17 protein-coding genes are annotated in these 21353 nt (G+C 66.3%); 11 read left to right on the top strand and 6 right to left on the bottom strand.

All coding sequences use genetic code 11. From position 1 onward, the window contains the following. Positions 1-44 precede the first annotated feature (44 nt). Entirely contained in the window at positions 45-266 is a 222-nt protein-coding gene (locus ACXJKC_RS21100) for a hypothetical protein (protein ID WP_456698725.1), read from the top strand. 7 nt (positions 267-273) lie between these two features. On the opposite strand, the gene ACXJKC_RS21095 is transcribed toward ACXJKC_RS21100, so the two are convergent. Together ACXJKC_RS21095 and ACXJKC_RS21090 are read right to left on the bottom strand one after the other, a co-directional pair. Further along, positions 274-1338 (bottom strand): threonine aldolase family protein, encoded by a 1065-nt coding sequence (locus ACXJKC_RS21095; RefSeq protein WP_456698724.1) that lies wholly within the window; start codon positions 1336-1338, stop codon positions 274-276. Between the two features lie 18 nt (positions 1339-1356). After that, entirely contained in the window at positions 1357-2523 is a 1167-nt protein-coding gene (locus ACXJKC_RS21090) for an acyl-CoA dehydrogenase family protein (protein ID WP_456698723.1), read from the bottom strand. A 129-nt stretch (positions 2524-2652) separates the two neighbouring features. Between ACXJKC_RS21090 and ACXJKC_RS21085 the strand changes: the two genes are divergently transcribed. The 4 genes from ACXJKC_RS21085 to ACXJKC_RS21070 are packed head-to-tail and all read left to right on the top strand — an operon-like array spanning position 2653 to position 7439. Continuing rightward, entirely contained in the window at positions 2653-4443 is a 1791-nt protein-coding gene (locus ACXJKC_RS21085) for an acetyl/propionyl/methylcrotonyl-CoA carboxylase subunit alpha (protein WP_456698722.1), read from the top strand. Positions 4444-4468: 25 nt separating this feature from the next. Next, complete coding sequence (locus ACXJKC_RS21080; RefSeq protein ID WP_456698721.1) at positions 4469-5662, top strand: hypothetical protein; 1194 nt, start codon at positions 4469-4471, stop codon at positions 5660-5662. Next, positions 5659-6306, top strand: a complete 648-nt coding sequence (locus ACXJKC_RS21075) for a hypothetical protein (protein ID WP_456698720.1) — start codon at positions 5659-5661, stop codon at positions 6304-6306. Before ACXJKC_RS21080 ends, ACXJKC_RS21075 begins: the two co-directional genes overlap by 4 nt. After that, positions 6306-7439: a hypothetical protein gene (locus tag ACXJKC_RS21070; RefSeq protein ID WP_456698719.1), complete on the top strand. Its 1134-nt coding sequence runs from the start codon at positions 6306-6308 to the stop codon at positions 7437-7439. Before ACXJKC_RS21075 ends, ACXJKC_RS21070 begins: the two co-directional genes overlap by 1 nt. Here ACXJKC_RS21070 and ACXJKC_RS21065 read toward each other — a convergent pair. The 4 genes from ACXJKC_RS21065 to ACXJKC_RS21050 all read right to left on the bottom strand — a co-directional run bounded on the left by ACXJKC_RS21065 (position 7436) and on the right by ACXJKC_RS21050 (position 13123). Then, on the bottom strand, positions 7436-7822 hold the full coding sequence (locus tag ACXJKC_RS21065; protein WP_456698718.1) for a hypothetical protein: 387 nt from the start codon (positions 7820-7822) through the stop codon (positions 7436-7438). The genes ACXJKC_RS21070 and ACXJKC_RS21065 overlap by 4 nt on opposite strands. 10 nt (positions 7823-7832) lie before the next feature. Next, positions 7833-10922 carry a SpoIID/LytB domain-containing protein gene (locus ACXJKC_RS21060; RefSeq protein WP_456698717.1) on the bottom strand — a complete coding sequence of 1030 codons (3090 nt, stop codon included), beginning with the start codon at positions 10920-10922 and terminating at the stop codon, positions 7833-7835. A 143-nt stretch (positions 10923-11065) separates the two neighbouring features. Then, positions 11066-12436: an NAD(P)H-quinone dehydrogenase gene (locus ACXJKC_RS21055; RefSeq protein WP_456698716.1), complete on the bottom strand. Its 1371-nt coding sequence runs from the start codon at positions 12434-12436 to the stop codon at positions 11066-11068. 12 nt (positions 12437-12448) lie between these two features. Continuing rightward, entirely contained in the window at positions 12449-13123 is a 675-nt protein-coding gene (locus ACXJKC_RS21050; RefSeq protein WP_456698715.1) for a biliverdin-producing heme oxygenase, read from the bottom strand. Between the two features lie 183 nt (positions 13124-13306). Between ACXJKC_RS21050 and ACXJKC_RS21045 the strand changes: the two genes are divergently transcribed. The 6 genes from ACXJKC_RS21045 (at position 13307) to ACXJKC_RS21020 (ending at position 21108) form a co-directional block, all read left to right on the top strand. Then, entirely contained in the window at positions 13307-14416 is a 1110-nt protein-coding gene (locus tag ACXJKC_RS21045) for a heme/hemin ABC transporter substrate-binding protein (protein WP_456698714.1), read from the top strand. Then, positions 14413-15516, top strand: coding sequence for a FecCD family ABC transporter permease (locus tag ACXJKC_RS21040; protein WP_456698713.1), 1104 nt, complete (start codon positions 14413-14415; stop codon positions 15514-15516). The genes ACXJKC_RS21045 and ACXJKC_RS21040 overlap by 4 nt, the downstream gene beginning before the upstream one ends. After that, entirely contained in the window at positions 15513-16334 is an 822-nt protein-coding gene (locus ACXJKC_RS21035) for a heme ABC transporter ATP-binding protein (protein WP_456698712.1), read from the top strand. Before ACXJKC_RS21040 ends, ACXJKC_RS21035 begins: the two co-directional genes overlap by 4 nt. After that, positions 16313-17401, top strand: a complete 1089-nt coding sequence (locus ACXJKC_RS21030) for a hypothetical protein (protein ID WP_456698711.1) — start codon at positions 16313-16315, stop codon at positions 17399-17401. Before ACXJKC_RS21035 ends, ACXJKC_RS21030 begins: the two co-directional genes overlap by 22 nt. Continuing rightward, on the top strand, positions 17391-18725 hold the full coding sequence (locus ACXJKC_RS21025) for a hypothetical protein (RefSeq protein WP_456698710.1): 1335 nt from the start codon (positions 17391-17393) through the stop codon (positions 18723-18725). The genes ACXJKC_RS21030 and ACXJKC_RS21025 overlap by 11 nt, the downstream gene beginning before the upstream one ends. A 121-nt stretch (positions 18726-18846) precedes the next feature. After that, positions 18847-21108, top strand: coding sequence for an Ig-like domain repeat protein (locus ACXJKC_RS21020; protein WP_456698709.1), 2262 nt, complete (start codon positions 18847-18849; stop codon positions 21106-21108). Positions 21109-21353: the final 245 nt, after the last annotated feature.

Raw genomic sequence — 21353 nt, 5'->3', positions numbered from 1 at the left:
CTTCGTTGGTCAGGGGCCCGCATTAGTGGGAGACTGGACAGACGATGGCAACCTCACCGCGGCAGCGCCGCTACCACGCATCCAGTCCCTTCCAGGCCGGCCCCGAGGTCGTGCACGAGGTCTACGAAGTCGGTGCCCGGGTCTCACACGACACCTACGGCATGGGCCGCATCGTGAGCCTGCAGGGAACCCAGTCGGCCCAGGTCGACTTCGGCGAGGGGGCCAAGCACATTCCCCTCCCCTGCAACAAGATGACGGCGCTGTAACGCCCGGCTACGGCGTGAGCTCCTGACCGATCACGTCGACGAAAGCGTCCACATCGGCCTGGGTCGTGTCGAACGCCGTCATCCAGCGCACCTCGCCGGCCGCCCGGTCCCAGTCGTAGAAGCGGACCTTCTCGCGGATCCGGTCGGCCGCGTCGTTGGCGAGGATCGCGAACACGGCATTGACCTGGGTCGGCTGGCTGAAGCTGAGTCCGCAGACCCGTCCGGTCGAGATCAGCTTGTCGAGGGATCCCCGTAGACGGGCCGCCATCGCATTGGCGTGGCCTGCCGAGCGCAGGTACAGATCGTCCTCGAACAGCGCGATCAATTGCGCGCTCAAGAACCGCATCTTCGAGGCGAGCTGCATGTTGAGCTTGCGCAGATAGACCAGCCCCGTCGCAGCGGCGGGTGTGAGGACGACGACCGCTTCTCCGTACAGCGCGCCGTTCTTGGTGCCGCCCAAACTGAGGATGTCGACCCCGGCGTCGACCGTGAAGTCACCCATGGGCACCCCCAGCGCCGCTGCGGCATTGGCGATCCGGGCGCCGTCGAGGTGGAGTGTCATCTCCCTGGCATGCACGTGATCGGCTATCGCACGGATCTCGTCGACTGAGTACAGCGTGCCCAGTTCAGTGCTCTGGGTGATGCTCACGACCAATGGCTGGGCGCGGTGCTCATTGCCCCAGCCCCAGGCCTGGCGATCGATGAGCTCGGGGGTGAGCTTGCCGTCCGGCGTGTCGACGGTCAGCAGCTTGAGCCCGCCGATGCGCTCGGGAGCACCGTTCTCGTCGTTATGGATGTGGGCCGTTTCGGCTGTGACGACCGCTCCCCACCTCGGAAGCAGGCTGGTCAGCGCTGTGACGTTCGCACCGGTTCCGTTGAAGACCGGGAAGATCTCAGCCTGCCGTCCGAAATGACCGCGCATCACCTCGGTCAGACGTTCGGTGTAGGCATCCTCGCCGTAGGCGACCTGATGACCGCCATTGGCCTCGGCCAGTGCGGCAAGCACCTCCGGGTGGGTGCCCGCGTAGTTGTCGCTGGCGAATCCGCGGTCGTCCACGTCATGAAGTCTCACCTGACGATCCTGCCACCGTTACTCAACCGGCAGGCCGAGACCTCGCGCGATGAGCATGCGCTGGATCTCGGATGTGCCCTCACCGATCTCGAGGATCTTGGCGTCACGGTAGAACCGGGCGACCGGGTACTCCTCCATGAAGCCGTAGCCGCCGAACACCTGGGTCGCGATCCGCGTCGCGGTAACAGCTGCCTCTGACGTGTAGAGCTTGGCGATCGAGGCCGCCTGCTTGACGTCCTTGGCCGGTGCGCCGGCGTCCTTGAGCGCCGCCGCCTGGTACGTCAGCGCCCGTCCGGCCGCGGCCATCACCGCGAGATCGGAGATCTGGAACGCGACGCCCTGTTTGGTACCGATCGGGACGCCGAATGTCGTCCGCTCCCCCGCGTACTGCACCGACAAGTCGAGGCAGGCCTGGACACAGCCGACGGCGAGCGCCGCGATCGCGATGCGTCCGTCGTCGAGCGTCGCGAGGAACTGCGCATAGCCGCGTCCGCGCTCGCCGAGCAGATGGTCCTGCGGGACCCGGACGTCGGTGAATGACAGCGGGTGCGTGTCCGAGATGTGCCAGCCGAGCTTCTCGTACGGGGCCTCGGCCACGAATCCGGGCGTCCCGGCGGGCAGCATGATCGCCGAGATCTCGGGTGAGCCGTTGTCGCGGGTGCCGGTACGGGCGGTCACCGTGACCAATGAGGTGATCGCGCTGCCCGAGTTGGTGATGAACTGTTTGGAGCCGTTGACGATCCAGTCGTCGCCGTCGACCCGTGCGGTCGTCTTGGTCGCGCTGGCGTCCGAGCCGGCCCCCGGCTCGGTCAGACCGAAGCCGGCGAGCGAACGTCCGGCCACGAGGTCGGGAAGCCATTGCTCCTTCTGCGCCTGCGTGCCGTACTCGAGGATCGGCGTGATGCCGAGGCCGACCCCGGCCTCCAACGTGATGCCGATCGATTGGTCGATGCGTCCGAGTTCCTCGATCGCTACGCACAGGCTCGTGAAGTCACCTCCCGCGCCACCGAACTCCTCGGGCGCGGTCAGGCCGAACAGTCCGAGATCGCCCATCTTGTGGACCAGATCGACCGGGAAGTGATGATCGCGGTCCCATTGGGCGACGTGGGGCGCGACTTCGGCTTCGGCGAACTCGCGGACGCTGCGACGGAATGACTCGTGCTCGGGCGATAGGGCAAATGACATACCCGCATGTTAACAACCATTAACCTGGCTCGGCAATTGCACCAGGGTAACCAACCTCATACCTCCCATCCTGTCGAGAGGCCCTAGACTGCCGCAGGCAGCTGCGTCGCATCGAGGAGAGCAAATTCAGTGAGTAAACCCCTGACAAAAGTCCTGATCGCCAACCGCGGTGAGATCGCCGTCCGTGTCATCCGAGCCTGCAAGGACGCAGGCATCGGCAGCGTCGCGCTCTACGCCGAGCCCGATCGCGATGCACTCTTCGTCCGCCTCGCCGACGAGGCCTACTCGTTGGAGGGCTCGACCCCCGCCGAGTCGTACCTGTCGATCCCCAAGATCCTCGACATCGCCAAGCGTTCGGGCGCAGACAGTGTGCACCCCGGCTACGGCTTCCTGGCCGAGAACGCCGAGTTCGCCCAGGCCGTCATCGATGCCGGACTGATCTGGATCGGCCCCCCGCCGCACGCGATCGAAGCCCTCGGCGACAAGGCCAAGGCCAAGCAGATCGCCCTCGCGGCGGGCGCTCCGCTGGCACCGGGCCTCAAGGACGCTGTCCAGGACGCCGATGAGATCATCGGCTTCGCCAAAGAGCATGGCCTTCCGGTTGCCATCAAGGCCGTCTTCGGCGGTGGCGGTCGTGGCCTCAAGGTCGCCCGCACGATCGAAGAGATCCCCGAGGCCTACGAGTCCGCCGTCCGCGAGGCCGTCAGTGCCTTCGGTCGCGGCGAGTGCCTGGTCGAGAAGTTCCTCGACAAGCCTCGCCACGTCGAGACCCAGTGCCTCGCCGACAGCCACGGCAATGTCGTGGTCGTCTCGACCCGCGACTGCTCGCTGCAGCGCCGCCACCAGAAGCTCGTCGAAGAGGCGCCTGCCCCGTTCCTGACCGACGACCAGGTCGACCGCCTCTACGAGTCGTCCAAGGCGATTCTCAAAGAGGCCGGCTACGTCGGCGCCGGAACCTGTGAGTTCCTGGTCGCCGCCGATGGCACGATCAGCTTCCTGGAGGTCAACACCCGCCTGCAGGTCGAACACTGTGTGTCCGAAGAGGTCACCGGTATCGATCTGGTCCGCGAGATGTTCCGCATCGCGGCCGGCGAAGAGCTCGGCTACGGCGACCCCGAGGTCCGCGGTCACTCGATCGAGTTCCGAATCAACGCCGAGGACGGCGGTCGTGGCTTCCTCCCGGCTCCCGGCACCCTGACCAAGTGGGCTCCCCCGTCGGGCCCCGGCATCCGTCTCGACGGCGGCTATGAAGAGGGCGAGACGATCCCCGGATCGTTCGACTCCCTCATCGCCAAGCTCATCGTCACCGGCACGAGCCGTGAGCAGGCCCTGGCCCGCTCGCGTCGCGCCCTCGACGAGTTCATCGTCGACGGCATGCCGACCGTCATCCCCTTCCACCGCTCGGTGGTCGACGATCCGGCGTACACCGCCACCAACTCGGACGGGTCTGGCGGAAACTTCACGGTCTACACGACCTGGATCGAGACCGACTACGTCAATAACCTCGAGCCGTACGCAGGCGTCAGCGAGGACGCCGAGCCGTCCGAGCGCGAGCGGGTCACGGTCGAGGTCGGCGGCAAGCGCGTCGAGATCGTGCTGCCCGGCGGACTCGGCGCATCGGCTGCAGCGACAGGCGGCTCCAAGAAGTCCAAGCGCAAGGCCGGTAAGGGCACGGGTGCGGCCGCAAGCGGCGACTCCCTCGTCGCGCCGATGCAGGGCACCGTCGTCAAGGTGGCCGTCGAAGAGGGCCAGGAGGTCGCCGCAGGCGATCAGGTCATCGTCGTCGAGGCCATGAAGATGGAACAGCCCATCAACGCCCACAAGGCCGGCATCATCACGGGTCTGACTGTGACGGTAGGCGGACCGGTCGGCAGCGGCGAGGTTGTCGCCGAGATCAAGGACATCGCAGCAGCCGAATAGCCCACACGGCTCACGGAGGGGGAACATGAGCAGACGTCTGACCGCTGGTCTGGCCGTCTGCCTGTTCCTGCTCTTCGGCACGGCCGCGAACGCCGCGAGCAGTCCGTATCCCCGAACGCTCGAGGACATCGTGGCCGGGCTGCGCCAGGACCCCATCATGGTGCACACCGCGATGGGCACCGGCGATGCCGACGGCGTCCACGATCTGCTCACCGACCTGGCGGCGAAGGTCGACGTACCGGTCTACGTCGTATTGTCGAGCACACCCGACGAGCTGTCCGGTGCGGAACGTCCGGCCGAGCAGGCCACGGCAGTTCTGCAGCAGGCGCTCGGGGACGGTCTCTACATCGTCAAGTTCAATGACGGACCAAGTCACATCGCCGGCTACGGGGCGGCCAAGGACCTCGATTTCAACCCCGGCCAGCGGGCCTACACCCGTGCCCGCGATATGGGCCCGTACGAGTACAACGTGCCGACGGCGGCCCTGCAGGCCGAGCTCGTGCTCCGCTCGGCAGCTGATCCCGGCCAAGAGATCAGCGACTCCACATTGCGCGGCTGGCTCGACAGCCCGCGCGCATTCCAGCCCGACAGCGATGACTCCCTGGCCGATCTGTTGGCCAAGCGCTGGGTGTACGCGACGGGGGCCGGGGTCGCGGTCCTGCTCGGCTGCCTCACCCTCGTGTGGCTGTCGATCAAGGCTCCGTTGCGCACCCGCCGCGATCCGAAGGAAGAGGTCGCCGGTCCGCCCAGTCAGTTCGACGCCGAGGAACTTCCTCGGGCACAGGCTCGATACGACAAGCTACCGGCCGCCCAGCTTGGTTCGCCCCACGCCACCGCTGCGGAAGAAGCGCTGACCGCCGCCGACCTGGTGGCGGCGACGGGTGACGGGCTCGACCAGATCGGTGCCTGGGTCCTGGCCCGACAGGCCGATCGCGAACTCGATCGCATCTCCCGCTCCTCACTCGCGCCCTTCGTCCCCTGCATGATCAATCCCGAGCACGGCGAGGCCGGCACGACCGTCCGGCTCGCCGGATCCTCGATCGATGCGCCGGTATGCCGCAGGTGTGGAAACGAGCAGGGAGAGTTCCTGACCGCCTCGACGTGGCGTGGTGAACGCTCCTACCTCGACACCCGCACGGTGTGGGCCCGCACCGGATTCGGCGCCCTGGTCGACGATCTGGCCCGGCAGGTCATCGCCGACCGAAGCGTGCGCCGATGAAACTCATCATCGGGCTGACTCTGACGCTCACTGCCACCGCCCTGGCCGCGCTCCTGGGCTGGAACAGGGCCAGTCAGGCGCTGGAGCCGCGCCAGGGACCGGGAGACCGGGTCATGGCTGCCGTGGAGGGTCTGCGCGAGTCCCACCTGTACGTCGCTCCCGACTCCGAGCATCTGCTGACCGAGCAGGACCGCGCCCGGATCGAACGAGAGGCCGCCGCCACCCGTCCCGCGACGTACGTCATCGTCTGGGCCGACACGAGCGACGGCGGCTATCGCGGCTTCCTGGACCCCATGACCCAGATTGCCAGCGAGCTCGATCAACCGGGTCGCTACATCGTGGTCGAAGGCGACAACATCTGGGACCACGACGTGGGGATCGAGGGCGACTACGTCTCGTCCGAGAACTTCGACGAGGACGAAGAACGCACGCCCGCAGCGCTGGCGGCCAAGCTCTCGGCCACTATCGCCGCCGGCGACGACCGCGACTACTCCTCACAGAGCCTCACCCATAGTGACTACTGGGGCGGGACGGCTGGGGCGATCGGCGCCGGGGCGCTGATGGGCACCGGCGCCGGTCTCGGGCTGGCGCTCGTGCTCACGCCGATCTGGTTCATAGTTCGCGCGCGGACGAGGAGGCGTTGATGGACGAAGTCCCGTTCAAGCCCGACATCGCGGCGATCGTCGACGGACTCGGCAGTTCGCCGCTGTACGTCGACCCCTCGTTGGCCGGTGAGTTCACGGCCGACCAGATCGCGGCCATCTCCGCGTCGATCGAGTCCTCGCCGACGCCGATACACGTCATCGCCGTCCCGCTGAGCCGCAAGAGCGATCTGTCCCCCGTCCAGTTGATCACGCTGGTGCATCGTCAGCTCCCCGAGGACGGGATCTGGTACGTCACGCTCAAGTCGTACAACGATCGCTGGGACATCGAGTCGACGACGTACGGCGTCAAGGTCGACAACGCCAACAACCTGGCCAACTACGTCGCACGCGACCTGTACCCGACCGACCTGGGGCTGCAACTGGCCAAGACCACCGAGCTGATCGCGAAGGGCACCGCTCGCAAGGAGTACGACCAGCTCAATCGAGAATCCACCCAGCCTCCGCCCACTCAGCCAGACGATTCGTCGTCCGGCGTCAGCCTCCCCGTCGTGGGGGTCGGCCTCGGCGTCCTGGCGGTTCTGGTCGCCGCTGTCCTGCTCGGCCGCAGGCGCTCGGTCGCGCGCGGCGAGGTCGCGGTCAAGGGGCGGGCACTGCGGAGGATCTCGACGGCCCAAACCGATGCCTGGCGGCACCGCGCCGAGGTCGAGACCGCGCGCCTGGGCACCAGGATCAATGCACTGCAGATCGACGCCGATGCCGACAAGGATGCCTGGACCGCGGCGCTCGACCACTACGAGACCGCCAACCGGGTGCTCGACCGCACCAAGTCGGCTGCAGATTCGATCGGCGCCCTCGTCCTGGCCGAGCGGGGCCATGACGCGCTCGAACACGCGATCAAGGGCACCACATGGCAGCCGCGTCCGTCCTGCTTCTTCAATCCGCTGCACGGCGAGGCGACGACGAAGGTCACCTGGCGGACGGCTGCAGGCTCTCGTGACGTACCGAGCTGTCAGAGCTGCCGTCGCCTCGTCTCGAAGCGCAAGGAGCCGGACTTCCTCGACTTACCGGTCGGCGACACCGTGGTCCACTACGTCGACGCCGACGAGTCGGCCGAGCCGTGGGCGTCCACGGGCTACGGATCGCTCGATCCGGATCTGCTCCCGAAGCTCTAGCGGAGCTTGGCCGGGGGTTTGGTGTCGACTTCCCCGTACGCCACCCCAGCGGCCCACACGATCAGCGTGACACCGATCCAGGTGCCCCAGCCGTCGATGTAGAAACCACTCTCAGGCACTGCCAACTCGGTAATGACCAGGCCGAGCAGAGTCAGCACCAAGCCGCCCAGGATCGTGTACCCGCGGGCGAACCGATCGACTGTGCGCACGACGATGCCGCGCAGCAGAACCGTAAGCGCCGTGAAAAGCGCCACGGCGACGACGAACCAGCCGAACCGGATGTCGAAGTGATCGAAGATCCAGGCCGCGATGGCTAGTGACCCCGCATTGGCGGCCGCCGAGATCGCGATGGACTTGGCAACCGCAGGGGGAAGAGCAGGCATAGCTGTCAGTCTAGAACGCGAACCAGTTCGACTTGAGCCCGAACGCCCAGCGAGCGTCCGTGCCGGTGATCGCGACGGTCTTCTTCGACCCGACCAGACTGATCGACGCGACCCGGCCGCCGTACGTGCCGCCACCCGCGCGTTTGGTGATCTTGAGCTGCTTCAGGGTCCCGATCGCCGGATAGGCCTTCTGGACCGTCGAGGCCTTGACCGTCGCGGACCAGCTGCGGTTGGGATTGCCCGACCAGTCGTCATATGGATCGGCCACAGCCTTGAGGTACGGCTCGGAGCCGACTGCGGTGTAGCCGCCCGACGACGACGAGAATTGAGCCAGAGCCGGCGAGCCGCCATAGGTCAGGATCTTGCCCTTCGTCGCGGTGATCGCAGCATTGATCGATGCGGTCTCCCGCGCGACGCCGCCGTACACCTGGCACGCGGTCGTGTCACAGATGTCGTAGTAGCGGCTGGATGTCAGGCTGCGCGCGCCGTAGGTACGAGCGGCGACCGCTTGAGCTTTGAGCGCTTCGGCCGACCACCCTGAGGGCATCTCGGCGCCGACAACACCCCGCAGGTAGTCCTCGATCGTCAGCACGTTGACCGTGTTACGCGCTGTCGATCCGGCGGACGTCGGCGCGGATCGCAGCGCACCGCGATAGCGCACGGTCGAGCCGTTCGGCATGATCAGCCCTATCGCCGAGGGACCCTCGAACTGGCCGTCGCCGGTCCAGTGCGTGCTCTTGTAGCTTTTCCAGACGTCGGACGTGCGGTACTGCAGCGTCGACTTGGCCTTATTGCTCGACAACTGCAGGATGCGCCAACGAGTCACCTTGGCCCCGTTGACCGTCGTGGGCAGTGCCGACCTCTTGCCGGCCCGGACGTCACGGAAGTACAGCCCACTCGCTGCTGCGATATCGACCGAATCAGTCGTGTCCTGCGAAAGCAGGACCCGGATCGAGCCTGACTTCGTCGAGAGCTTGGTGCCCGGGTAGTACGTGGCCAGAATCTTGTCGTACTTGACGCCCTTCTTGGCCGCGCCCTGTGCGCCGTACTGGCTCATGCCGATGCCGTGGCCGTAGCCGCGACCCTTCAACGTCAGCGTCCCCGAGCTCGGCACCGTTTTGGACTCCACCGAGGTTGAGGCCTTCAAGTTGAACCCAGCCAGCGCGGACCAATTGCCTGCGACGCTGCCCTTCAGGGCACGCAGTTTGACGTAGTAATCGGTTCCGCTACGCGTCGTGAGGCTCGGGACCAAGGTCGTGGTCGCGGTGCCCGGGTTGGCTGACTTGGCGCATGACGTCGCAGTACGGCTCGTCAGCAGACATACGTTGTAACCGGTCGCACCACTGACCGGCTTCCAGCTGAGCCGGACCGAATGAGTGCCCGCCGAGATCGTGAGACCCGTGACATTGGCCGGCTTGGCCGACGGCGCGCTGCTGCCCTTGATGACCTTGCCACGCGTGTCGTAGGCCGTCGTCTTGCTGCCCGACTGGGTGATGTATCCCTTGGCGAACGTCACCTTCGAGACACCCGACTTGGTCGACGTCGAGGAGGTCGGGACGCCCAGAGCTCCTCCGGTCTCGCCCAATGCGACGTACATCGTGCTGATCGCGCCGGTCATGCTGTAGGCCTTCGACTTGCCCTTGGGCAGATAGATCCGGCCCTTTTTGAAGATTTGGCGGGTTGCGCCGGTCACGGCCGCAGCATCGCTGCGCGGGTAGCCCAGGGCGCCGGTCCGCGAACCCATCCGGTTGTACTCGGTCAGGAACGTGCCCGACACGATTCGCGCCGTGCTATTTCCTTCGGATAGCAGCTCCATCGATTTTGTCCACAGTCGACTACCCGTCGATGACTTGGACTCGCCGATGAAGATCGCCCCCGTCTTGGCGGAGCCGAGTGCCTTCCACCGGGTCTTGACCGGTGTCGAGTACTTCGCGATGTAGTTCGCGGCACGATCTCGCAGACCGCCCTTCTCCGACAGCCAGGCATAGCCGTACTTGCCGGGGCAGGCCGTGCTGATGACATTGCGATGTCCCGCGATCATGTTCAGCGTCTTGCCACCCAGGCTGTACGTGCCCTTGGCCGGCAGGTAGTTGGTGCCGAGACGCCAACCGATCAGCTTGACCATCGCATCCTTGAGCGCTGCCGACGGACGGGTCACGTCGTAGTTGCCCATCATCGACACACCCATGGTGTACGTGTTGACCGCGAGGTTGCCCGAATGCGCCGCACGGACGGCTCGATCGACGCCGCCGGCGCGTCCTTCAAAAATCTGACCGTACTTGTCGACCAGGAAGTTGTACCCGATGTCGCACCACTTGCGGGCCTTCATGTGATACGCCTGCGTCGAGCGAACTATGGCCTTGGAGTCGGCCTTGGAGTACGAGTTGGAGCCCGCTGTGTGGTGGACAATGACACCGCGCGTGCGGTCCCCCGAGATAGGCGAGTCGCAGCTTGTCCCCTTGGCTGCGCCCCAGCTTCCACGGGTCATGATCGAGGGTTTCGGCGTGTAGGCCGGGGAGCCCTCAGCGGCGGTCTGCACCGCGTCGGCGACACCATCGACCGGGCCGGACCACGACGCAGGCGTTGCGGCCTCCGCCTCGGCGGCGTCGCCTGTGTCGATCGTCGTGATCTTGACGTCCTTGGGCGTGCCCTTCGCGCTGGTGACGCGGGCAGCGACACCGTCAGCCTTGCCGACCCACCAACCCTCCGTGCCCGGATTGCCGGTTGATTCATCGCTGTCGACTTCGAGCGGTGTCCAGCCGGACCAGGTGCCGTCGGTACGGGTGCGGACCTCGACCGTGACGTCAGAGGCCGCACTGTTGGGCGCCCACGTCACACCGATCATGCGGAACGGGGAGGTCTCGGTCTGGTCGAGCCGCGCCACGACCCTGTGGGGGGACGTCTCGGGGGCCGGGGCCACCGCAGGCACGTCGGTCGTCTTGATGTCGACCGGCGGAGGCGCGGCAGACACCGCGCCCGGCGCCCCGGCGGTCGCCACGGTGCCGTCGGCGTGAGCGGGGACGGGAACGAGCAGGGCAAGGGTCACTGCTGCGGCAACAGTGGAGCCCGACATGCGTCGAGCCATTCGCCAGGAAAGCATGGGGAAGTCCATTCCTGTGACTGGTGTGACTGATGGGACTAAGGACGTAGGCCCCGATTATGCCCACATTTTTCACCAGAATGCGAACGAAAAATCGTTTCGAGTCGAACTACACGGCTGTCATTACTGCGGTTGCAGGCAACTTACTCATGGGCATGGAGCCGGCGGGCCGCCTCGGCGACCGATCCTGACATCGAGGGATACACCGTGAACGCATCGGCGAGCTGGTCGACTGTGAGCGGCACCGAGACCGCAAGCGACAGGACATGGATCAGCTCGCTGGCACGCGGACCGACGACAACCCCGCCGATGACGACCCCGACGCCGCGGCGCGCGAAGATCTTGACGAAGCCGTCGTGCACGCCCTGCATCTTGGCGCGGGCGTTGCTCGCAAGTGGCAACATCGCGACATCGACCTGCAGGTCGCCCTCGTCGACCTGCTTCTGCGAAAGCCCGACCGTCGCGATCTCGGGCGAGGTGAAGACATTGCTCGAGACCTTTCCGAGGTCGAGCGGATGCACCGCATCACCCAACAGGTGCGACATCGCGATCCGGCCTTGCTGCGCGGCGACTGAGGCGAGCATCAGGACGCCGGTGCAGTCGCCTGCCGCATAGATCCCGCGCACGCTCGTGCGCGAGACCCGGTCGACCTTGATGAATCCGCCATCGTCGACCACGACGCCCACCCGTTCGAGTCCGAGATCGGTCGTGTTGGGGATCGAGCCAAGCGCCAGGAGGCAGTGCGAACCCTCGACGGTGCGACCGTCGGTCAAGGTGACGAGGACGCCGTCTGCGGTCCGCTCGACCGAGGCCATGCGGGAATTGCCCATGACGGTCATACCCCGCCGGGTGAAAACGTCCTCGATGACATTGGCAGCATCGAGGTCCTCACCGGGCAGTACCCGGTCACGGCTCGACACGAGCGTCACCGCCGCACCGAGCCCGTTATACGCGCTGGCGAACTCGGCACCAGTCACGCCCGAGCCGACGACGATCATGTGATCAGGTAGTTCTTGCAATCCATAGACCTGTTCCCAGGTCAGGATGCGCTCACCGTCCGGCAACGCATCGGGACTGACCCGCGGATGGGCTCCGGTCGCCACCAAGATCGCATCCGTGTCGATGCGCTGCTCGCCGTCGCCGGTCTCCACCAGCACAACCGTGGGACTCTCGATCGTGGCCGTGCCGCGGATCATCGTGACGTCGCTGGCAGCGAGTCGCGAAGCGATGTCGTCGGACTGCGCCTGCGCCAGACGCAGCACACGGGCATCGACGATCGCCAGGTCGGCCTGGACCGAGGCCGGCACCTGTACGCCCAGCTCGGCGGCACCGCTGACATCGGTCAACAGATCCGAGGTGGCAATGAGGGTCTTGCTGGGCACGCAGTCGGTCAACACCGTCGATCCGCCGATGCCGTCGCGCTCGACGAGCGTGACCTCCGCACCCAATCGGGAGGCGACCAGGGCCGCCTCGTATCCACCAGGTCCGCCGCCGACGATCGTCACATGAGTCACGCCCTCATTGTCTCACCGGGCAAATGAGCTGAGCTGGCCGGTCAGTTCGTCGAAGATCGCGGTGTTGAGGCCGAAGATCGTCTTGACCTCGGCGAGCATGCGAGCGCGGCCGGCCTCATCGACCGGAAGGCCGTCGAGCTTGGCCCGGTAGTCGTCCTTGTAGAGCTTGGGCTTGGGGATCTCGGGGAAGTCGTAGAACGCCAGGCCCTTGCCGTCGAGCTCGAAGTGACGCGAGAGGATGCGGCCGATCGCGAGGCCACCGGACAGATCGCCGAGGTAACGGGTGTAGTGATGGGCCGCGTAGAGCCCGCCCCATTGGGCCGAAGCCTCGACACGGGCGACGTAGGCGTCGACGGCGTCGCTTTGCACCGTCAGGCCCGCGCCACGGGTCCAGTGCTGGATGTCGGCGTCGATCGCGGCCAGGCGCGCGAGCGCGGGATCGACCAGCACGCCGGCGACCTCGTCGTCGGCCATCTGCTGCGAGACACTCTCGATCGCGGCATACACCGGACGCAGCGAGGCGAGGTAGTGCGCGTAGCCGTCCTCGTTGACCCGGCCCTGCATGAGCTCGGTCATGAAGCCGACGTTCTCCGCCTGGGTGTGCTCGGACTGCGAACCCGTGCGCAGCAGAGCGGACAGCGAGAGTTCTGCGGGCGACAGTTCCGTCGGCGGGTGAGTGATCGTCATGTGATTCTCCAGGCTGGTCGAGGCGTTGACCGTCAGTTTATGACACTTCGTCAGAACATGATGACAGATGGTCAGCAAGTAGCGCCAGTGTAGAAGGTGATCCTAAGTAATGATAGCCTTACTTGGGCGAATGAGTCGGGGGTCTCAATCGCTGAAATCACTGCAGCGACCGAAGGATTTCTTGTGTCACGCCCCATTTCGCGATCCACCGCTCGCGCAATCGCATTCCTGCTCGCGTCCTCGGTCGTCCTGGCGGGCTGTGGCGGTAAGGCCGGAGGCCACGGCACAGACGACGGCGACACCGCCGCTCCCGACATCTCCAAGGTCGAAACACTCGCCGACCCCAAGGTCCACGTGGGCGAAGCGCACGCACCGCTGCCCGACACCGCGATCTCCCCCATCGCCGAGAACCCGACACCCAAGCTCCCCGTCACGATCACCGACAGCCAGGACACCAAGGTCACGGTCACCGACACGAGCCGGATCCTGGCCCTCGACATCTACGGCACGATCTCGCAGACGGTCTTCGAGCTGGGCCTCGGCGACAGCGTCGTCGGCCGCGACATCTCGACCCAGTTCCGCGAAGCCAAGGAGCTCCCCCTCGTCACGAGCAACGGACACGATCTCAACGCCGAGGCGATTCTCGAACTCGATCCGACGGTCATCTTGACCGACACGTCGCTGGGTCCATGGGATGCGATCTTGCAGATGCGCGATGCCGGAATCCCCGTCGTGGTCGTCGATTCGAGCCGTAGCCTCGACAACGTCGGCACCCTGACCCAAGAGATCGCCGACGCGCTGGGTGTCCCGGCCGAGGGCAAGGCCCTCGCGAAGAAGATCGTGGCCTCCGCCGACGCGGTCGAGGCGAAGATCGAAGCGATCGCCCCCAAGACCGTGCAGGACAAGCTGCGTACCGTCTTCTTGTACGTGCGCGGCCAGGCCGGGGTCTACTACATGTTCGGCGAGGGATCGGGAGCCGACGGCCTGATCGATGCCCTGGGCGCCTACGACGTCAGCAGCGAGATCAAATGGAAGGGCATGAAGCCGGTCAACGACGAAGGCATCATCGCCGCCCAGCCCGATCTCATCTTGATGATGTCCGACGGGCTGTCCTCTGTCGGCGGCGTCGACGGCCTGCTGGAACGGCTGCCCGCCATCGCCCAGACCCCCGCCGGCCAGAACCGGCGCATCGTCGATATGCGCGATAACGGCATCTTGAGCTTCGGCCCTCGCACCGCAGAGATCCTCAACTCCCTCGCCGTCGCGACCTATGCGCCGGATGCCCTGAAGTGACCACAACGGTGCCCCGGCAACGGAGCCGGCCTGACGACGCCATCACCAGCGCGCTCCCGCGCCGCCGCACAGGTCGTGCGACGGCGCTGTTCGCGGTCCTGGCCGTGGCGATCGTCCTGCTCACGCTCTACGCCGCAGGTCGCGGCCAGCTCGGGGTACCGGCCAACGAGGTCTTCGGTTCGATCATGCACCGACTCGGGCTCGACATCGGCACGATGCCGGCTCACCCCCAGGGCGACAACACACTGTGGAAGGTCCGCTTCCCGCGAATTGCGCTGGCGTTGCTGGTCGGTGCGGCGCTCGCGACGGCAGGCGCTCTGATGCAGGGCATCTTCGGCAATCCGCTCGCCGAGCCGAGTGTCGTCGGCGTCTCGACCGGTGCCGCATTCGCGGCCGCAGTGGTCATCGTCTTCCAGTTCTCGTTCATGGGCAGCTGGACCGTCGCGGTGTTCGCCTTCGTGGGCGGTCTCATCACGACCCTCGCGGTCTATTTCCTGTCCCGCTCCGACGGTCGCACCGAAGTCGTGACCCTGGTTCTGACCGGCATCGCGGTCAACGCGGTGGCCAGCGCCGGACTGGCCCTGATGATCTTCCTCGGTGACACCGCAGCCCGCGAACAGATCGTGTTCTGGCAGCTCGGCAGTCTCAACGGCTCGCGCTGGGAGCATGTCGGGATCGTGGCACCGCTCGTCGTGGTCGGCCTGATCGGCGCGATGGTGCTCGCCCGAAAGCTCGACGTGCTGTCGCTGGGCGATCGCGCCGCTCGTCACGTCGGCATCGATGTCGAACGGCTCCGGCTGGGTGCGATCGTGCTCGTCGCGCTGCTGACCGCCGCGGCCGTGGCGTTCGCCGGAATCATCGCGTTCGTCGGACTCGTCGTCCCCCACCTGATCCGTATGATCGTCGGCCCCGGGCACCGCGTACTCGTGCCTGCCAGCGCCCTGGCCGGCGCCCTGCTCCTGCTCGGCGCCGATCTCATCGCCCGCACCGCGATGACCGGCGCAGACCTGCCGATCGGCATGCTGACCTCCCTGGTCGGCGGCCCCTTCTTCTTCTGGCTGCTGCGCCGCACCCGCAAGACCGCGGGAGGATGGGCATGAGCCGACCCCTCACACTGACCGGCGTCAGCTCCACGATCGGCGACAAGCGCATCCTCGACGATGTGTCGATGCAGGTCTCGCCGGGCGAACTCGTGGCCCTCGTCGGACCCAATGGCGCCGGCAAGACCACCTTGCTGAGTGTCATGGCCGGCGATATCACCCCGTCTGCCGGCGAAGCCACCCTCGACGGCGTCCCGGTGCACCGCTGGAAGGCCGCCGAGCTGGCCCGGCATCGCGCGGTACTGCCACAGGAGCAGCAGCTCGCCTTCGGCTTCCGAGTCGTCGACGTCGTACGCATGGGCCGCTCGCCATGGGCCCGTCTGCCCGAGGAGGAACTCGACGACATCATCGTCGCCGAGTCGATGGCCCACACCGACGTCACGCCCCTGGCGGGCCGGACGTTCCCGACCCTGTCGGGCGGTGAGAAGGCGCGCACGTCATTCGCCCGGGTCCTGGCCCAGCAGACCAATCTGGTGCTGCTCGACGAGCCGACCGCCGCACTCGATATCCGCCATTCCGAGCAGGTCCTTTCCGAGGCGCGAAGGCTCGCACGGGCCGGCCACGCTGTCGTTGCGGTGCTGCATGATCTGACGGTCGCCGCAGCGCATGCCGACCGGATCTGCGTCCTGGCCGATGGGCGTCTCCGGGCCAATGGAACGCCCGAAGAGGTACTGACTCCCGATCTCGTCGCGGAGGTCTACCAGCACCCCGTGGACGTCATCACCCACGACGGACGACTTGTCGTCCTGCCCCGCCTGATCGCCCACACTGCGCCCATCACAACCCAGGAGGCCTCATGCGCACCCGCACGCTCCTGACGATCGCCGCGCTCGCCGCGAGCGCCGTACTCATCCCCGCGCCCGCTCAAGCAGCCGCGCGGGTCAGCGTCAGCAATGACCAGGGCTCGTCCAAGGCCGATCCGAAATACGCCACGACGCTCAAGCTCAGCGGATCGGGATTCCAGTCGATCAAGGGCGGTCACGGCGGGATCTACGTCTTCTTCGGCACCGTCAGCGGTGCTTGGCAGCCCAGCAAGGGCGGCCAGGTCGGTACCAACTACCGCTATGTGCCCGACAGCGAGAGCAAGAACAACCAAGGCTTCCAGCGCTTCGTCGCCTTCCCGGGCAGCGACACCGCCGCCGCGGCCAATGGCGGCACGATCAAAGCCGACGGCTCCTGGTCTGCTCAGATCACGGTGCCCGGCGCGACGTTCAACACCGTCAACCGTGCCGGCAAGGTTATCGAGGTCGATTGCCTGAAAAGCACCTGCGGCATCATCACGGTCGGCGCGCATGGGGTCAAGAACGCCAGGAACGAGACGTTCACCCCGGTGTCGTTCGGTTCCCTCAAGCAGGCTCCGACCACGCAGGAGTCGCCGGCCGCGCCCACGACAGGTGGCACGTCTGCCCCTGTCGCGCAGGTGCCCACCGCCAAATCTGTCGACCCGGCCAAAGCGGTAGCCACCGTCGACCGAGGAACCGCAGTTGTCGGCAGGGTGCTGTCGTTCACCGGAAAGGGTTTCCTGCCCGGTGAACAGGTCGTCGCGACCCTCGACGACGGCCGCGCGGCCGTCGGGCCTCTGACCGCCGGCCCGTCGGGCGAGATCGCCGGGGTCCTCCAGTTGCCGGAGGCCACCCAGGCCGGAACGCACGTCCTGCGGCTCATGGGTGCGGCCTCGGGCGCCAAGCCCGCCGTGAACTTCCCGATCGCGGCCGAGACGGTTGTCACGGCACAGTCCGACGACGAAGGTGGGCTGCCCAACTGGGCGCCGTACGCATTCCTCGCCCTGGCGATCCTGGCCCTCCTAACCGCCGCGACGTTCGCGGCGCTGCGGTTCCGGACGATCCGTCGCTCGCGTCCTGAGGGAGCAGCCCATGCGCTCTAAGTTCCACACCGCGATCGCGGCGCTCGTGACATCCCTACTGCTCATGGGTTCGGCCTCGGTCGCCCTGGCCGCCGACGGCGACGAGACCGGCCCGATCACGCCCTCCCCCAGCATCAGCCCGACCACTCCCGAACCCACGACTCCGCAGCCGACGCCCACGCTTCCCGTCACGACTCGCGKCGTCGACGACGCGCAACTGCGGTGGGGAATCAACAACGAGTCCAATAACAAGGCATTCGCGCCCGGCACGTTCAATTTCCTCTCGGCCGGAAAGATCGGCAACCCCGAAGCAGGCAACAAGCAGATCAACCCCAAGGACCAAGGTGCCACCTGGACCAACGGCAAGCCCGCCGATTGGCGTGCCAAGGACGGCAATGTCGCGCTCCAGAAGTACGTGAAGAAGGCCTGGAAGCCGGCGACGTTCGCCGGGGTCAGGACCAACTCGTCCGACGTCACCATGACCGGTAACAACGGGTTCAGCAATCACGAGATCGTGCTGTCCGGCGGCAAAGGCACCGTCGACCGCACGAAACGTACGGCCTCGATCCAGTGGACCGGTTCCTTCACGGTCATCTACTACTCGGGCTACAGCTTCTTCTACATCACCGATCCCAAACTCACCGTCACCAAAGGGGTCGGCAAGCTGACCGCGACGCTCAGCGGCTACGGCTCCTCGATGGAGGACCTCGACAAGTGGGAGGCCGTGGCGCCGGTCGAGAATGTCGTGCTGGCCACTCTGCCCAAGGTCGACCTCGGTTCGGACAAGGGTTTCAGCACCTCACCGGCATACCGCAAGGTCGCTGTCTCGGTACCGGACGATCAGACGACTCAAATCCGCGACGGCGCCTATTGGGGTTCGTTCCCGCAGTCGTTCATCAACTACCAGACCGCGTCGGGGACTGCGTCGTACTGGTACTCCAGCGGGGGTGCGGCCGACGCTCACAAGATCGCCCTGCCGGTCACGGTCAGCTATGCCGCAGGTGCGCCGGTCAAAGTCACCCCGCCGTCCACCAAGGGTGGCAAGACTCCCCCGATCAACAACGACGCGCCGAAGGCTCCACCCGCGGCCAATAACCCGCCACCCATACCGAACAACACCCCTGCCCTACCTGCGCTCACCCCCCCGTTGCCGGCCAGTGAGGTGCTGCAGGGCACGGGCTTCACGACCCAGTTCCGGCCCGTGTCGACCGTCACCGGCGTTCAGCCGGTGCCACCGCCGTCCAGCACGAGCGGCATCTGGATCCTCGGCGGGATCCTCCTCGGCGCGACGCTGCTGATTGCGGCCAGCCCGTTCGCCTACACCGCGCTGCGCCGAGCGAGCTGATCATGGCACCGGTCGCCGCGTGATACTCCACGGCCTCAATTCAAGTAAATAAGGAATGCCTTCCCTCACTTGCACGATCTCTCCCGCACGCCGGTACACCGGCACCATCTGAAAGGTAGATATGTCCATCAATATTCGAGCCCGCCGAGGGCTTGCCACCGCGATCGCCGCGGTGCTGGCCACCGGCGGCGTCACCGCACTGGCGTCCGCCCCGGCCCAGGCCGACCCGGTCAGCGTCACGACGGTCGGCGAAGCGCCCATCACGAACGCGAACCTCACGTGGAGCCTCAACGACGAGCAGGGTGGCGGCGCATTCAACGGATCCTGCAACTTCCTGTCCGCGGGCAAGGCCGGCAACACCGGCTCGAGCCGTGCCTGGACCGAAGGTGACAACTTCTACAAGACCGTCGACGGCAATGTCACGGTCGAAAAGCCCGACACATCAGATGTGTACTCCCAACCGACCTGGGCGACTAAGTGCCAGACGCCTGCGGGCGCTAACGTCTCGGCCGGCTCGGTGACATCGCTGTCCAAGAACCGCGTCCGTCTCGCAGCAGGCAGCGGCAGCTTCGATCCGGCCACGGGTGCCGGGACGATCAACTGGACCGGTTCCTTCACCTCGGCCTTCTACGGCGGCCTGACCTACTGGAGCGCGACCAACCCGCGTCTCGTGGTCGACGCCACCGGCAATGGCACGCTCACCGCGACCCTCAGCGGCTACGGCGCCAACCCCGACGACACCAGCGTGTGGACGACGATCCCCAACACGCCGGTGACGCTCGCAACGCTCACGAACGTCGACCTGGACGCCGATGGGTTCACCGTCACGCCTGAGTACCTCGGCAAGACCGTCACGGTCTCCGCCGGGACGCCCCAGAACACGACTGGCGCCAAGTGGGGCTCATTCCCCCAGTCGTTCGTGGACTTCCAGATCCTGACCGGCCAGTCCTCCTACTGGTACAGCTCTGGCGGCTCACGTGACGCCGCCAAGCCGGCAAGCCCGATCACGGTCGACGGATACAGCGTCGGCGCGCGACCTGAGGTGACTGTCGACACCGCCGAGGCAAACCTTGACGGAACCACGACGATCACGGTGTCGGGACAGAACTTCAACCCCGATCTCGCCAAGGGCACTCGCCCGCCGTTGGCTGGCCAGAACGCTGGTTCATATGTCGTTTTCGGCAAGTTCGCTCCTGTGTGGCGTCCGTCCGCCCTCGCTGCGTCCGATACCCGCAAGACAGCTACAGCCGCCAACAACGGCCTGAAGTGGGCAGTGCCCGCGGCCAGCATCGCCACGGTCGGGGGAGCCCCCGCGGGCGCCGTCGAACTGACGCCCGAGGGCACGTTCTCGACGAGCCTCAAGATCGACAAGGCGGCACTCGACGCCACCGTGACCAACCCTGCTCTGACGAACTACGGCATCTACACCTACCCGGGTAGCGGCGCCGTCATGGGTGCGTACGAGACCTACACGCCGATCGCCTTCGCGAAGCACACGGCGAGCGTCGAGGTCACCGAGGCTCCCGAAAGCTCGGTCCACGGAACGTCCAACACCGCCAAGGTCACAGTCGACGGGGCAGCTGGTGCGCCCGATCCGACCGGCACCGTGACCGCCAAGATCGGTGCTACGACGCTCGCGTCGGCGGCTGTCGGCACCGACGGCCTCGCCACGATCACGCTGCCCGGCACGATTGCGGCCGGCTCATCGAGCATCACGTACGCCTACTCCGGCGATGACAACTACAAGGCTGCCGAGACCAGCAAGGGCCTCACGGTCTCCAAGGCTGCCTCGAACGTGGCTGTGACCAGCGTTGCGTCGTCCACGAAGTACGGCGTCGGCGCCACCGCGCGGCTGAAGGTCACGGGTGTCGCTGGCGGCACCGCTGCGACCGGAACCGTCACGGCCAAGATCGGCGGCACGACGATCGGCAGCGGCGCGGTCGGCGCAGCCGGCGCTGCGACGCTCACACTGTCGAAGTCACTGAAGCCCGGCACGTCGACAGTCGTCTACACGTACTCCGGAAACGGCAACTATGCCGGTGCGACGGCGTCCAAGACTCTGACCATCGCCAAGGACGGCGTCTCGATCTCCGACAAGGTCACCAAGAAGCCCACGACCAAGAAGTCGGGCAAGATCACCGTCACGGTCAAGGCCAAGTCGTCCAAGATCAAGCCCACCGGCAAGGTCACGGTCTACTTCAAGAAGAGCGGCCAGAAGACCGTCAAGACGTCAGTCGGCACACTCAAGAACGGCGTCGGGTCGCTCAGCGTCAAGAAGCTGAAGAAGAAGGGCACTTGGAAGATCTACGTCAAGTACTCGGCGGGAACGGGTTACAACTCGGTCTCCTCCAAGTACGTCGGCACCGTCAAGGTCACCAAGTAGCACCTGCACCACCCCGCTGAGCCTGGCGCCTCGTCCCCTGATTTTTAGGGGTTAGGGCGTCAGGCTCGGTCTCGTTCACGGCCCGGAACCCGCACTTGTGGACAACCGCGCTGCAGCCAAAACCGGGTGTCGGAGGCGTCTTCTAGGTTCGATGTATGGCCTCAGAAATCGACCCGGCGCAGGTGATCCTCGACCGGATCGCCGCACGTGAGGTCGAGCGTGCCCAAGTCGAGGCAGCGACGTCG

This window comes from Aeromicrobium sp. P5_D10 (assembly GCF_054049535.1).
Note: the sequence above shows the minus strand (reverse complement) of the source record. Positions and strands in the feature narration are given on the sequence as shown.

Excerpts from the sequence above, each read along its gene's own strand:
- ACXJKC_RS21090 (WP_456698723.1), bottom strand. The coding sequence starts at position 2,523 with ATGTCATTTGCCCTATCGCCCGAGCACGAGTCATTCCGTCGCAGCGTC.
- ACXJKC_RS21070 (WP_456698719.1), top strand. The coding sequence starts at position 6,306 with ATGGACGAAGTCCCGTTCAAGCCCGACATCGCGGCGATCGTCGACGGA.
- ACXJKC_RS21100 (WP_456698725.1), top strand. The coding sequence starts at position 45 with ATGGCAACCTCACCGCGGCAGCGCCGCTACCACGCATCCAGTCCCTTC.
- ACXJKC_RS21035 (WP_456698712.1), top strand. The coding sequence starts at position 15,513 with ATGAGCCGACCCCTCACACTGACCGGCGTCAGCTCCACGATCGGCGAC.
- ACXJKC_RS21060 (WP_456698717.1), bottom strand. The coding sequence starts at position 10,922 with ATGCTTTCCTGGCGAATGGCTCGACGCATGTCGGGCTCCACTGTTGCC.
- ACXJKC_RS21030 (WP_456698711.1), top strand. The coding sequence starts at position 16,313 with ATGCGCACCCGCACGCTCCTGACGATCGCCGCGCTCGCCGCGAGCGCC.
- ACXJKC_RS21075 (WP_456698720.1), top strand. The coding sequence starts at position 5,659 with ATGAAACTCATCATCGGGCTGACTCTGACGCTCACTGCCACCGCCCTG.
- ACXJKC_RS21020 (WP_456698709.1), top strand. The coding sequence starts at position 18,847 with ATGTCCATCAATATTCGAGCCCGCCGAGGGCTTGCCACCGCGATCGCC.
- ACXJKC_RS21050 (WP_456698715.1), bottom strand. The coding sequence starts at position 13,123 with ATGACGATCACTCACCCGCCGACGGAACTGTCGCCCGCAGAACTCTCG.
- ACXJKC_RS21065 (WP_456698718.1), bottom strand. The coding sequence starts at position 7,822 with ATGCCTGCTCTTCCCCCTGCGGTTGCCAAGTCCATCGCGATCTCGGCG.
- ACXJKC_RS21080 (WP_456698721.1), top strand. The coding sequence starts at position 4,469 with ATGAGCAGACGTCTGACCGCTGGTCTGGCCGTCTGCCTGTTCCTGCTC.